The organism is Parvibaculum sp., assembly GCF_030694575.1.
Taxonomy (GTDB): Bacteria; Pseudomonadota; Alphaproteobacteria; order Parvibaculales; family Parvibaculaceae; genus Parvibaculum.
Genome location: NZ_JAUYUS010000026.1, coordinates 25,395 through 37,801, shown reverse-complemented (window position 1 = coordinate 37,801; position 12,407 = coordinate 25,395). Strand labels below are relative to the sequence as shown.

Genomic DNA, 12,407 nt, shown 5'->3' with positions numbered 1-12,407 from the left:
AGCATCGTGACGGAGGTTCTGTTCTACCATCTGCAGAACGCGCCTCTGGAACAGGTGCTGCCGCAATTGCTCGAACGGTCGCTGGAGCGCGGCTGGCGCGCCATCGTGAGAGCGGGCGGGCCGGAGCGCCTCGACGCGCTCAACAATGTCCTCTGGACCTATAGCGACGACAGCTTCCTGCCGCACGGCACGAAGGATGACGGGCCTGCGGCGCTGGAGCCCGTCTTTCTGACCGTGGATGATGAAAACCCGAACAACGCCTATGTCCTCTTCCTGGTCGATGGCGCTGCGCCCGGCAATATCGGCCCCTATGAACGCTGTGTGCTGATGTTCGACGGCCGTGACGAAGCGGCGCTCGCCGCCGCGCGGGAACACTGGAAAACGCTGAAAGCGGAGGGGCACGACGCGACCTATTGGCAGCAGGACGAGCGGGGAAAATGGGAGAAGAAAGCATAGATCGTCCAGAGCGGGGCATGATCGAAGAAACTTACAACCACCTCATATCCCTCGAAGGGCTTGGAAACCTTTCCCTTCACGATATTCATGTCGAACCACTGCAGACGCTCGCGCACTCAGAGGTCTACCGCGTTCGATTGGATTCGCTGTCCACGAGTGTGATCCTCAAAAAGTCGGGCGCGGCAGATGTCGCTGGACTGGCTAAGAGGGAACGACAATTCTACCGTCACATCGCGCCACTCTTGCCAAGCTGGCTCGTTCCTGAGTGCTTGCTGATAGTTGAAGGGGATCAGACCGGCAGGTTATTCATCAAGGACTTGTCCGGGTCACATCGCTCAGCCTGCAGCCCTGCGCCGACCCGCATGGAGTGTCGGTGTTTTGTGGAAGCGCTGGCGACTTTGCATGGACTAACAGGGCGTCATTCAACAATCCAGAGTGAATGGATAAAGGTCGCGGCTGATCTTCCGGCTGGCACGATCCAACAGAGGCTGAGTTTCTTTCAATTGGTGCTGGGCTCATTCATCGCCATGATTCATGAACGAGTAGATCGCGCGGTTGAGAGCTTTCTGACCGACTTGAGCGACCTCGAACATCGGATCAAGCGGATGGGAGCTCAAGCCGATGTGATCGTTCACGGGGACGCGCACTTTGGAAACGCGCTCTTTTCTCCTGAACAGCGCGCGTGTCTCATTGACTGGGGTATGCCAATGATCGGATTTGGAGAGATCGATCTGGCGCACGCACTTGCGTTGAATCTTCCACCAAACCTGCGCAGGGAGTGGGAGCAAGAGATGATAGGCGTCTATCTCAGTCAAATGGCGGCTTGTGGTTCACCTGTAGAGGAGGCTGCTTTCTATGATCGCTATCGGCTGGGGGTCCTGTACAGTTTCATTAGTCCTGTCATCTGGTGGTGTTCCGGGGTGCCAGAGCCACAGTGGTGGTCTGCGCTGACGAATTCTCTCGATGCGGCACGTGACCTTGGTCTGCTGAAATAGGGGCCATCTTGGCCGGTATAGAAGGCCGGTGGGAAAAGCCGGTGAGAAAAGAAGGCGTGAGGCTCTGCAAAAAAGCATAGTCCGCATACGCAGTTCATGGATTGATCCGTGTCCGGGGCCGGATCATGATGGGCCGCACAGGTAGGGGGGAAGTCATGCCGGTCTGGCTCAAGAGAAGTCTCATCGCATTGGGAGTGCTGGTCGCCGTCGGCGGCGCGGCCTATTACTGGCTTGTGGTCGAAAGCCGGATGCCGTCCGACGCCGCTTACGCGCTGGATATCGGCGAGGTCCGCCGCATGGTGGCCGCCGTGCCGGGCGACAAACCTGTTTCGGTCGAAGTCGAAAAGGTCGCGGCGTTCAGTTTTCCGGCAACGGCCATTGTGGCGGGCGACGGATGGTCTCAGCGCGAGCTGCCCGTATTCTCCTACCGCCTCGTCACGCCGGAGAGCAGCGTCATCATCGACACCGCGCTCAATGCCGAACTCGGCGGCGACAATCTTGTCGCCTTCGACGCGGATGCCTATGCGCGCATGGAACAGGCGATGCAGACAGCATCGCTGATCCTCATCACCCACGAGCACATGGATCACATCGGCGGCCTCACCGTGCATGCCGATCTTCCGGCCGTGCTGCCCGCGACGAAGCTGACGCGCGAACAATTCGATCACCCGGAACGCAGCGTGCCCGCGAAGTTTCCGGACGGCGCCCTGCAAGGGTATGAGCCGCTGGACTACGACAAATATAAAGTGGTCGCGCCGGGCATCGTGCTCATCAAGGCGCCGGGTCACTCGCCGGGCAGCCAGATGATCTATGTTCAGCGCGCGGACGGTTCGGAGATGCTTTTCATCGGCGACGTCGCCTGGCACTATCGCAATATCGCGACGCAACGCGAACGCGCGCGCCTTGTGACCCAGTTCTTTCTGAAGGAAGACCGAACCGCCGTCTTCGGGCAGCTCGCCGCGTTGAAGGCGCTGAACGACGCCGAGCCGGAGATTGCCATCGTACCCGGGCATGACGGCGAAATCGTCGGCGAATTGATCGAATCCGGGGTCCTGGCGGAAGGCTTCACGAGTGCCGCCGGAGGGGAGTGAAGGGGCTCTGTCCCGAAACCGGGGATTACTTTTTTTTGGACTCCGTTTCGGGCATTTTCAGGTGCCTCCCAGAGACCTGTTCCGCGTAGCTGAATCCGGTAAAAATCACTCGATGACATTTTTGTGACAGTTGAGTGACAGGCGGCCTTTCTGGGGTGCCAGGCTAGTCCGCCATGGCCTCCTCATAGGCCGAACTCGCCTCCAGCCAGGCCTCCTCCGCCCGCGCCAGCGCCTTCAGCGCATCGGCTCGTTCCTTCGCCGTCGCGGCCGTAGCGGCGGGGTCGCCGGCAACTTTCGGATCGCCCAATTTCGCTGTCAGCGTCTCGATGAGCTTCTGGATGCGCGCGACCTCATGCTCCGCCGCCTGAGCTTTTTTCTTCAACGGTGCCATCTGCTCGCGCTTCTGCGCGGCCAGGCGTCGTGCTTCCTTCTTGTCGTTCGACGGACGGGGAGGCGGAGGTGCCGCATCCGCATCGGCATCGTCCTCTGCGACCAGCGGCTTGATGCGCCGCGCGGGATCGAGCAGCCATTTCCGGTAGTCGTTGAGGTCGCCGTCGTAAGGCGCAACGGTGCCGTCCGCGACGAGCCAGAGCCGATCCGCGCAGGTTTCGACAAGATGCCGGTCATGCGAAATCAGAATGAAGGCGCCGTCATAATCGTTGATCGCCATGACCAGCGCCTCGCGGCTGTCGACATCGAGATGGTTCGTCGGCTCGTCGAGGATGATCATGTGCGGCTTGTGGAAGGTCGCGATGGCAAACAGGAGACGCGCCTTCTCGCCACCCGAAAGTTTCTCCACTTTCGTGTCCGCCTTGTCCGCGCCGAACCCGTAGGAGCCTGCAATGGCGCGCACTTGTGCCTGCGTTGCATCGGGTTTCAGCTCGCGGAAATGCTCGTAAGGCGTATCGCCCATGTTGAGTTCGTCGAGCTGGTGCTGCGCGAAATAGGCGATGCGGAGCTTCTTGGAATCGTATTTGTGTCCGCCCGTCACCTGCAAACGGTCGCAAAGCAGCTTTGCGAATGTCGACTTGCCGTTGCCGTTCGCACCGAGAAGCGCGATGCGGTCGTCCTGGTCGATGCGGAGATCGAGGTCTTTCAGCACCGGCTTGCCGGGCTCGTAGCCGACGCTTGCATGTTCCAGCCGGATGATCGGCGAGGCGAGCGGCTTGTCGGGCGCCGGAAAGCGGAACGGCAGCACGCGCTCGTTGAGGATGTCGGCGATGGGCTCCATCTTCGCGAGCGCCTTCATGCGGCTCTGCGCCTGGCGCGCTTTCGAGGCCTTCGCCTTGAAGCGCTCGATGAAGCTCTCCATGTGGCGGCGCTGGTCTTCCTGCTTCTTCTTCATCGAAAGCTGGAGCATCAGCTTCTCGCGCCGCGTCCGGTCGAAGCGGTCGTAATTGCCGCTATAGACGGTGAGCTTCTTGTGTTCGAGATGCAGGATGTTCTGCGCGACATTGTTCAGGAGGTCGCGGTCATGGCTGACGATGAGGACGGTATAGGGATAGGACCGCAGATAATCCTCAAGCCAGATCGTGCCTTCCAGATCGAGATAGTTGGTCGGCTCGTCGAGCAGCAGCAGATCGGGCTCGGAAAAGAGCACCGCCGCCAGTGCCACACGCATCCGCCAGCCACCCGAAAAATCCGAGCAAGGCCGCGCTTGCGCCGCCTCGTCGAAGCCGAGACCGGAAAGAATGGTGGCCGCGCGGGCAGGAGCCGCATGGGCGCCCATATCGGCAAGCCGTGTATGGATCTCCGCGATCCGGAGCGGATCGCTCGCCGTTTCCGCTTCGGCGAGCAACGACGACCGCTCCACATCGGCGGCGAGCACCGTGTCGAGAAGCGAGGTCGGACCCGCCAGCACCTCCTGCCGGACCATGCCGATACGCCAGCTTTTCGGAAAGCTGATGCCGCCGGTCTCCGGCGTATATTCGCCTGTAATGAGCTTCAGCAGCGTCGATTTGCCGGTACCGTTTCGGCCGACAAAGCCCGTCCGTTGCCCGGGGGGCACGGCGGCGGTGACATGGTCGAGGAGCAGGCGCCCCTCCATTCGGAAGGTCAGATCGTTGATATGCAGCATGATGGCCGGGCTTTTAGCACCCCCTGTTGCCCGCGTCACCAACCCCCGCTATAAACCGCGCCAATTCCCTGACCCTTCAGATACAGGAAGCCCCGCATGGCTCTCGAACGCACCTTCTCGATCATCAAGCCGGACGCGACCCGGCGGAACCTCACCGGCAAGATCATCGACCGCTTCGAAAGCGCGGGCCTGCGTGTGATCGCCTCCAAGCGCATCCACATGACGAAAGCGCAGGCGGAAGGCTTCTATGCCGTCCACAAGGAACGCCCCTTCTTCAACGATCTCGTCTCTTTCATGATCTCCGGCCCGGTCGTGGTCCAGGTGCTGGAAGGCGAGAACGCCATCGCGAAGAACCGCGAAGTGATGGGCGCGACGAACCCCGCCAACGCCGCCGAGGGCACCATCCGCAAGGACTTCGCTGAATCGATCGAGGCGAACTCGGTCCACGGTTCCGACGCCCCGGAAACGGCCGCCGAAGAGATCAAATATTTCTTCAAGGACGAAGAAATCGTCGGCTGATTTTCTCTGACACGGAATTCGGAAAAGCCCCGCCGATCGAGCGGGGCTTTTTCATTGTGGCCTATACGCCGGGCACGAACAGCGGTCCCGTCCCCGTCCCGCCTTCATAGTCGATCACGACATGTTCGCCGACGACGCGCGCGCGTCCGTCGACGATGAGGCGCAGCGCGAGGGGATAGAGCTTGTGTTCGGCTTCGAGCACGCGGGCGGCGAGCGTGTCCACGGTGTCGCCCGGCAGGACCGGCACGGCGGCCTGCGCGACGATGGGGCCTTCGTCCATTTCGGCGCGCACGAAATGGACCGTGCAGCCGGTAATCTTCACGCCTGCATCGAGCGCGCGCTGATGGACATGCATTCCCTTGAAGGCGGGAAGAAGCGACGGGTGGATGTTGAGCTGCCGGTCGCGCCACTTCTCGACGAATTCGTCGGTGAGAATGCGCATGAAGCCCGCATTGCAGATGAGCTCGACGCCCGCCTGGCGGAGCGCCCGGTCGAGATCGGCATCGAAGGTCATGCGCGTCGCATATTCCTTGTGATCGATGACCAGTGTCGGAATGCCCGCCGCCTCGGCGATGGCGAGGCCGGCGGCGCCCGGACGGTTCGAAATGACGAGGGCGATACGGCCGCGAAAGCCCGGCGTCTCGCAGGTGTCGATCAGGGCCTTGAGGTTGGACCCCCGGCCCGAAATGAGGACGCCGATCCTCACTTCCCGCTTCCCAATGCGCCTCTGATGGCGACGCGGGGGCCACCGGTAGCTTCGACGAGGCGGCCGATGCGGCAGACGGTTTCTCCGGCCTCTGCGAGTGCGTCGGAGACTTCGAGCGCCTGATCTTCACGGACCACCACGACCATGCCGATGCCGCAATTGAAAGTGCGGCCCATCTCGGTGTCGTCGATGCCGCCGAGTTCCATCAGCCAACGGAAGACGGGTGGCATGGTCCATGAAGCGCCGTCGATCTCGACATCGATACCTTCCGGCAGGACGCGGGGAATGTTCTCGACGAAGCCGCCGCCGGTGATATGCGCCATCGCCTTCACAGCTTCCGTTTCGCGGATCGCCTTTAGCATCGCCTTCACATAGATGCGGGTCGGCGCGAGCAGGACTTCGCCGATGCTGGCGCCGTCGCCGCCGGGGAAGGGCGCGGAGTAGGAGATGCGATTGTCCTCGACGATGCGGCGAACGAGCGAAAAGCCGTTGGAATGGAAACCGGAAGAAGCGAGGCCGAGCAGCACGTCGCCCGGCGCGACGTCGCCGCGCGGCAATATCTTCGTGCGTTCGACGGCGCCGACCGCGAAGCCCGCGAGGTCGTAGTCGCCCTTGGCATACATGCCGGGCATTTCGGCCGTCTCGCCGCCGATGAGCGCGCAGCCCGCCTGCCGGCAGCCTTCGGCGATCCCCGCGACGACGTCGCGCGCTACATCCACATGAAGCTTGCCGGTCGCGTAGTAGTCGAGGAAGAAAAGGGGCTCGGCACCCTGCACCACGAGGTCGTTCACCGACATCGCGACGAGATCGATGCCGACCGTGTCGTGACGATCCGCGTCGATGGCGACCTTGAGCTTGGTGCCGACGCCGTCATTGGCGGCGACCAGCACCGGATCCTTGAAGCCGCAGGCCGCCAGATCGAACAGCCCGCCGAAGCCGCCCAGCGCCGCATCCGAACCCGGACGGCGCGTGGAGGCGGCCAGCGGCCCGATCATCCGCACGAGTTCGTTTCCAGCGTCGATGTCGACACCCGCCTGCGCGTAGGTATAGCGGTTCTGACGGTCCTTTGGGGGGGTGGGGGCCATGTCGCTCTCTGGGGACTCAAACGGGCTGCGGAGGGCACAAATCACCCGAATTTGTCTCCGGGTGCAAGAGAAAGCCTAAAATCCCCCGAGGTCCGCCTTCGCGGGCCCGCCGCGATGTTATAGTGTGCCTCGCGGCGATTTGCCGTATCGCCGATTATCGAGACGGATCAAGGGCCTATCCATGAACCTTGCCTTCAGGCTTCTGTGTGCGCCGGCACTCCTGCTCGCGTTTGCCACGACCTTCGCCCTGCCGGCCGCTGCTGCCGATGTTTTTACCGTGCGCGGCATCCATGTCGACCAGACCGCCGAAAGCGCGACCGCCGCCCGCACCGCCGCGCAGGCCGAGGGCCAGCGGCTCGCGTTGACGGAGATGATGAAGAAGCTGACGCTGCCGGAAGACTGGGCGTCGCTGCCCGCCGCCGACGATGCGACAGCCCAGCGCGCGGTTCGCGGCTTCCAGGTCGCAAGCGAGAAGACCAGCTCGACCCGCTACATTGCCGAAATGATCGTGAGCTTCCAGCCCGAAGCCGTGCGCCGGCTGTTGCGCGACGCGGGCATTCCCTTCGGCGAGACGCAGGCGCGGCCGGCGGTGCTGCTGGCGGTGCTGAACCGCGATGGCCGCAAGCTGCTGTGGGATGACGTGAACCCGTGGCGCGACGCTTGGGCCGCGCTCGAACCCGCCGATGAACTGGCGCCGCTCATCCTGCCGCTCGGTGACATCATGGAGATCAATACCGTCTCCGCCGAACAGGCGTCGGCGGACGACGAGGCGGCGCTCGAGGCGCTTGCCGCCAATTACGGCACCGGCGAAGTGGTCGTTGCGGAAGCGACGTTCAACGGTGATACGCTCTCCGTTACCGTGAAGCGCATCGGCGGCACTTCCGCCGAGCCCCTGAGTGGCACCTATGGCAAGAACGGCAGGGACGAGGCAGAAACGATGAAAGCCGCCGCCGCCGACATGCTGAACGCCCTCGCGGTGGCTTGGAAACGTCAGATCATCGTCCGCGACGGCAGGCTCTCTACGCTGACGGCGCAGGCGGGATTCGCGAATCTCGGAGAATGGGAAACCATCCGCAAAGGCCTGACTTCGACACCGCTGGTGCAGGGAATGGAGGTGGCCGGCATTTCCTCACGCGGCGCCGAAATCCGTATCTCGCACAAGGGCACGACGGAAATGCTGGCGCTGTCTCTCGCACAGCAGAATGTGACGCTGAAGGACGCCGTTGCCGAAACCGGTGTGCCGGCCGATGGCTCGACGGCGGGACCGGCGCCGCGCTGGCGCCTCGGCGTCCGGCAATAAGATGACGAGAGGCCGGGGCATGAGCATACAGCGGCAAACGATTATCTGGGCGGTTGTCATCGCGACCTTCATCCTGCTGCTCTGGCTGCTGAAAGGCATTCTGCTGCCCTTCGTCGCGGGCATGGCGATCGCCTATTTTCTCGACCCGCTGGCCGACAGGCTGGAGAGTTACGGATTGTCGCGGCTGGCGGCGACGGCGACGATCACCGTCTTCTTCCTCCTCATCGCCGTCGTGCTGATGATCGTTCTGGTCCCGGTTCTCTACAACCAGTCGATCGCGCTTGTCGAAATTTTCCCCTCGCTGATGCAGCGGGGGCAGGAGTGGCTGCTGACGGTCGGCGACGGCGTCATCGGGCGCCTTCTCGGCGTCGAGGGGCAGGATGTCGAGCAGGCCATCAAGCAAAGCCTCGGCGGCTCGCTTGACTGGCTGGTGAACCTCCTGACCTCGGTAGGCTCGCAAGGCTTGCAGATCGTCGGTTTGATTTCGCTGATCGTCGTGACGCCGGTGGTGGCCTTCTACCTTCTGCTCGACTGGGATCGGATGGTGGAGCGCGTGGATACGCTGCTGCCGCGCGACCATGCCGAAACGATCCGCCGCCTCTCGCGCGAAATCAACGAGGTGCTGGCGGGCTTCATTCGGGGCCAGGTGATCGTCTGCCTCGTGCTGGGCACGATCTATGCCGTGGGACTGACGCTGGTCGGCCTGAAATTCGGGCTCATTGTCGGCATCGTCGCCGGCATCATCAGCTTCATTCCCTATCTCGGCACGATTCTCGGTTTCATCGTCGGCATTGCACTGGCGCTCTTCCAGTTTGGCACCGATTTCGTGCAGGTCGGCTTGGTGATCGGCGTCTTCGCCATCGGCCAGTTCATCGAGGGCAATTTCCTCTCGCCCAAGCTCGTCGGCGACAGGGTGAAGCTCCATCCCGTATGGGTGATGTTCGCGATCTTCGCCTTTGCGGCGCTCTTCGGATTTGTCGGCGCGCTGCTCGCGCTGCCGGTCGCGGCGGCACTTGGTGTGCTGGCGCGGTTTGCTACCGGCCAGTACCGCAAGAGCCAGCTTTATCTCGGCTCCTCGCCCGGCAACATTATTCCGCCGCGCGATACCGACAGCTAGAGAAATGCCGCGCCAGCTCGCTTTCGAACTCGGACACCGTCCGGCTTTCGGCCGTGAGGACTTCCTTGTCGCGCCGCCGAACGAAGCGGCGGTGGCGCTGATCGACGCCTGGCCCGACTGGCCGGACCGCGTGGTCGCATTGTCGGGGCCGGAGGGAAGCGGCAAGACGCATCTCGCCGAAGTCTGGCGCAAGGCGGCCGGCGCTGTGTCGCTGGCGCCCGAAGCGCTGGCGCGGGCGGATGTTCCGGCGCTGGTGGCGGCGCGAGCGATCATCCTCGAAGACCTCGCAGCGCCGGACGGGGAGGCCGAGCGCGCGCTTTTCCATCTCGTCAATCTGGTGCGGGAGGAGAAAGCCTTCCTCCTCATCACCGCGCGCGTGCCGCTCGCCCGGCTGCCGCTGACGCTGCCAGACCTTGCCTCGCGGCTGCGCGCGGTGCCTCAGGCGGAACTGGGGCCGCCCGACGACGCGCTGCTGGCGGGGATCCTCGTGAAGCTGTTCGATGACCGCCAGCTTCGTGTAGCGCCCGCCGTGATCGCGTGGCTTGCGGCGCGTATCGAGCGGTCGGTGAAGGCCGCGCGCGACGCCGTGGCCGAACTCGACCGCGCCTCGCTGTCGGGCAAGCGCCCCATCACCGTGCCCCTTGCCGCCGAAATCCTCGGCGCGCAGGGCGAGATGACGTTCTGACGGCGCAGGACGACTCTTGGGAAGGAGCGCCCCGTGGCAAAATCGGCGTCGCATCGTCCCGAGACGGGCACGCCAGTCATGACTCGGTCACATGTTTGACGTAAACTTGAGCGATAGCAGAGGCTTATTCCGTTTCTTGCAGAAGTGATCTCATGACCACCGCCCCGAAAAGCCAGGCCGCCGAACCCGTCGCCGCTGAGGCCGCGCAGGAACCTTTGTCGCTGCCGGCGGGCGGACCGCTGATCGGCGCGAACAGTCCCGACCGCTTCATCAACCGCGAGGCATCGTGGCTTGCCTTCAACCGGCGCGTGCTGGAAGAGGCGCAGAACACCAATCACCCGCTCCTTGAGCGGCTCCGGTTCCTGTCGATCTCGGCATCGAACCTCGACGAATTCTACATGGTCCGCGTCGCCGGTCTTCGGGGACAGGTAAGCGCGGGCGTGACGACGCTGAGCCAGGACGGATGTACTCCGGCTCAGCAACTCGATCTCGTGAACGAGATGGCGAACGAACTGATGGGCGAGCAGCAACGCCAGTGGGTGGCGCTGTGCGTTGAAATGCGCGAGGCCGGCATCTTCGTGCTGGAACCGGACGAGGTCACGAAGGACGAGTTCGCCTGGCTGGAGACGCGCTTTCTGGAACAGGTCTTTCCGGTGCTGACGCCGCTCGCGATCGACCCGGCGCATCCCTTCCCGTTCATTCCCAATCTCGGTTTTGCACTGGCCCTGCAGTTGCGCCGCGTTTCGGACGGCAAGCTGATGGACGCGCTGCTGCCCGTTCCGACGCAGGTCGAGCGCTTCATCCGGCTGCCGGCGAGCGACAAGGAAGCGGGCATCCGCTTCATCAGCCTGGAAAACATGATCGGACTGTTCCTCGACCGCCTCTTCCCCGGCTACAAGGTGATCGGGCAGGGCGCTTTCCGGCTGCTGCGCGACAGCGATATCGAAATCGAGGAAGAAGCCGAAGACCTTGTGCGCTTTTTCGAGAGCGCGCTGAAGCGCCGCCGCCGCGGCAGCGTCATCCGGCTGAAGATCGAGGCGCGCACGCCGGATTCGCTGCGCCAGTTTGTCGTGCATGAGCTGGGCGTGACGGAGCGCGAACTCGTTTCGGTGCAGGGCCTGCTCGGTCTCGCGCAGACGAGCCAGCTCATCGTCGACGACCGGCCGGACCTGAAATTCACGCCCTACAACGCGCGCTTCCCCGAACGCATCCGCGACCATGGCGGCGACTGCTTCGCGGCGATCCGCTCCAAGGACATCATCGTCCATCATCCTTACGAGTCGTTCGACGTGGTGGTGCAGTTCATCCGCCAGGCGGCAGCGGATCCGGATGTGGTGGCGATCAAGCAGACGCTTTACCGAACCTCGAAGGACAGCCCCATCGTGCAGGCGCTGATCGAGGCGGCGGAGGCCGGCAAGTCGGTGACGGCGCTGGTGGAGCTGAAGGCCCGTTTCGACGAGGCGGCCAACATCGTCTGGGCCCGAAACCTCGAACGGGCGGGCGTTCAGGTGGTGTTCGGTTTCATCGAACTGAAGACCCACGCGAAGATTTCGCTGGTCGTGCGGCGCGAAAACGGCGCGCTGCGCTCCTATGTGCATTTCGGCACCGGCAATTATCATGCGGTGACGGCGAAAATCTACACCGACTGCTCGATGTTCACCTGCGACCCGCGCCTCGCGCACGACGCCTATCAGGTCTTCAACTACATTACCGGCTATGCCGAGCCGAAGGACCTCGAACTTCTTGCCGTGTCGCCGCTCAATATGCGTTCGCGCCTGCTGTCCGACATCGAGGCCGAGATCGCGCACGCAAAAGCGGGCCGGCCCGCGTCAATATGGGCAAAACTCAACTCGCTGGTCGACGCGCAGATCATCGACACGCTCTACAAGGCGAGCCAGGCCGGCGTTCACATCGAACTGGTCGTGCGCGGCATCTGCTGCCTGCGGCCGGGCGTGCCGGGGCTGTCTGAAAATATTCGTGTAAAGAGCATTATCGGACGCTTCCTCGAACATTCGCGAATCGTCTGCTTCGGCAATGGGCACGGACTGCCGAACGACCAGGCGAAGGTCTATATCGCGTCCGCCGACTGGATGCCCCGCAACCTCGACCGCCGCGTTGAGATACTGGTGCCTATCCTGAACCCGACGGTTCACGATCAGGTCCTCGATCAGATCATGGTTGCCAATCTGAAGGACAACCAGCAGAGTTACGAACTCCAGCCGGATGGGTCATATCGGCGAATCGCCGTGCGCGAAGGGGAAGAGCCTTTCAACGCGCACAAATATTTCATGAACAATGCGAGCCTTTCCGGGCGTGGTACCTCCCTCAAGAAAAACCTTCCACCCAAGTTCGACATCAAGTCTGCGTAAGGATAGC

11 protein-coding genes are annotated in these 12,407 nt (G+C 63.0%); 8 read left to right on the top strand and 3 right to left on the bottom strand.

What is annotated here, in order from left to right; all coding sequences use genetic code 11:
* The first annotated feature begins 6 nt into the window (after positions 1-6).
* The 3 genes from Q8S60_RS05100 to Q8S60_RS05090 all read left to right on the top strand — a co-directional run bounded on the left by Q8S60_RS05100 (position 7) and on the right by Q8S60_RS05090 (position 2,542).
* Positions 7-456, top strand: coding sequence for a DNA polymerase III subunit chi (locus Q8S60_RS05100; RefSeq protein ID WP_305277526.1), 450 nt, complete (start codon positions 7-9; stop codon positions 454-456).
* Between the two features lie 17 nt (positions 457-473).
* Entirely contained in the window at positions 474-1,451 is a 978-nt protein-coding gene (locus tag Q8S60_RS05095; RefSeq protein ID WP_305668397.1) for a phosphotransferase, read from the top strand.
* A 155-nt stretch (positions 1,452-1,606) separates the two neighbouring features.
* Positions 1,607-2,542, top strand: a complete 936-nt coding sequence (locus Q8S60_RS05090; protein ID WP_305277528.1) for an MBL fold metallo-hydrolase — start codon at positions 1,607-1,609, stop codon at positions 2,540-2,542.
* Positions 2,543-2,705: 163 nt separating this feature from the next.
* Here the strand turns inward: Q8S60_RS05090 and Q8S60_RS05085 are convergent, their stop codons facing one another.
* Positions 2,706-4,619: an ABC-F family ATP-binding cassette domain-containing protein gene (locus tag Q8S60_RS05085; protein ID WP_305277529.1), complete on the bottom strand. Its 1,914-nt coding sequence runs from the start codon at positions 4,617-4,619 to the stop codon at positions 2,706-2,708.
* A 96-nt stretch (positions 4,620-4,715) separates the two neighbouring features.
* Here Q8S60_RS05085 and ndk point away from each other — a divergent pair, with 96 nt between their 5' ends.
* On the top strand, positions 4,716-5,138 hold the full coding sequence (gene ndk, locus Q8S60_RS05080) for a nucleoside-diphosphate kinase (RefSeq protein ID WP_305277530.1): 423 nt from the start codon (positions 4,716-4,718) through the stop codon (positions 5,136-5,138).
* 61 nt (positions 5,139-5,199) lie between these two features.
* On the opposite strand, the gene purN is transcribed toward ndk, so the two are convergent.
* Both purN and purM read right to left on the bottom strand, forming a co-directional pair.
* On the bottom strand, positions 5,200-5,844 hold the full coding sequence (gene purN, locus Q8S60_RS05075) for a phosphoribosylglycinamide formyltransferase (RefSeq protein ID WP_305277531.1): 645 nt from the start codon (positions 5,842-5,844) through the stop codon (positions 5,200-5,202).
* On the bottom strand, positions 5,841-6,929 hold the full coding sequence (purM, locus tag Q8S60_RS05070; protein ID WP_305277532.1) for a phosphoribosylformylglycinamidine cyclo-ligase: 1,089 nt from the start codon (positions 6,927-6,929) through the stop codon (positions 5,841-5,843). The genes purN and purM overlap by 4 nt, the downstream gene beginning before the upstream one ends.
* Positions 6,930-7,110: 181 nt before the next feature.
* On the opposite strand from purM, the gene Q8S60_RS05065 reads away from it, so the two are divergent.
* The 4 genes from Q8S60_RS05065 to Q8S60_RS05050 all read left to right on the top strand — a co-directional run bounded on the left by Q8S60_RS05065 (position 7,111) and on the right by Q8S60_RS05050 (position 12,400).
* Positions 7,111-8,229: a DUF2066 domain-containing protein gene (locus Q8S60_RS05065; protein WP_305277533.1), complete on the top strand. Its 1,119-nt coding sequence runs from the start codon at positions 7,111-7,113 to the stop codon at positions 8,227-8,229.
* A gap of 19 nt (positions 8,230-8,248) precedes the next feature.
* A complete protein-coding gene (locus Q8S60_RS05060) occupies positions 8,249-9,346 on the top strand; it encodes an AI-2E family transporter (protein ID WP_305277534.1) in 1,098 nt (365 codons plus the stop codon).
* A gap of 4 nt (positions 9,347-9,350) precedes the next feature.
* Positions 9,351-10,031 (top strand): DnaA ATPase domain-containing protein, encoded by a 681-nt coding sequence (locus tag Q8S60_RS05055; RefSeq protein WP_305277535.1) that lies wholly within the window; start codon positions 9,351-9,353, stop codon positions 10,029-10,031.
* Positions 10,032-10,183: 152 nt separating this feature from the next.
* Positions 10,184-12,400: an RNA degradosome polyphosphate kinase gene (locus Q8S60_RS05050; RefSeq protein WP_305277536.1), complete on the top strand. Its 2,217-nt coding sequence runs from the start codon at positions 10,184-10,186 to the stop codon at positions 12,398-12,400.
* Positions 12,401-12,407 lie beyond the last annotated feature (7 nt).

Excerpts from the sequence above, each read along its gene's own strand:
- Q8S60_RS05095 (WP_305668397.1), top strand. The coding sequence starts at position 474 with ATGATCGAAGAAACTTACAACCACCTCATATCCCTCGAAGGGCTTGGA.
- Q8S60_RS05090 (WP_305277528.1), top strand. The coding sequence starts at position 1,607 with ATGCCGGTCTGGCTCAAGAGAAGTCTCATCGCATTGGGAGTGCTGGTC.
- Q8S60_RS05085 (WP_305277529.1), bottom strand. The coding sequence starts at position 4,619 with ATGCTGCATATCAACGATCTGACCTTCCGAATGGAGGGGCGCCTGCTC.
- ndk (WP_305277530.1), top strand. The coding sequence starts at position 4,716 with ATGGCTCTCGAACGCACCTTCTCGATCATCAAGCCGGACGCGACCCGG.
- purM (WP_305277532.1), bottom strand. The coding sequence starts at position 6,929 with ATGGCCCCCACCCCCCCAAAGGACCGTCAGAACCGCTATACCTACGCG.
- Q8S60_RS05065 (WP_305277533.1), top strand. The coding sequence starts at position 7,111 with ATGAACCTTGCCTTCAGGCTTCTGTGTGCGCCGGCACTCCTGCTCGCG.
- Q8S60_RS05060 (WP_305277534.1), top strand. The coding sequence starts at position 8,249 with ATGAGCATACAGCGGCAAACGATTATCTGGGCGGTTGTCATCGCGACC.
- Q8S60_RS05055 (WP_305277535.1), top strand. The coding sequence starts at position 9,351 with ATGCCGCGCCAGCTCGCTTTCGAACTCGGACACCGTCCGGCTTTCGGC.
- Q8S60_RS05050 (WP_305277536.1), top strand. The coding sequence starts at position 10,184 with ATGACCACCGCCCCGAAAAGCCAGGCCGCCGAACCCGTCGCCGCTGAG.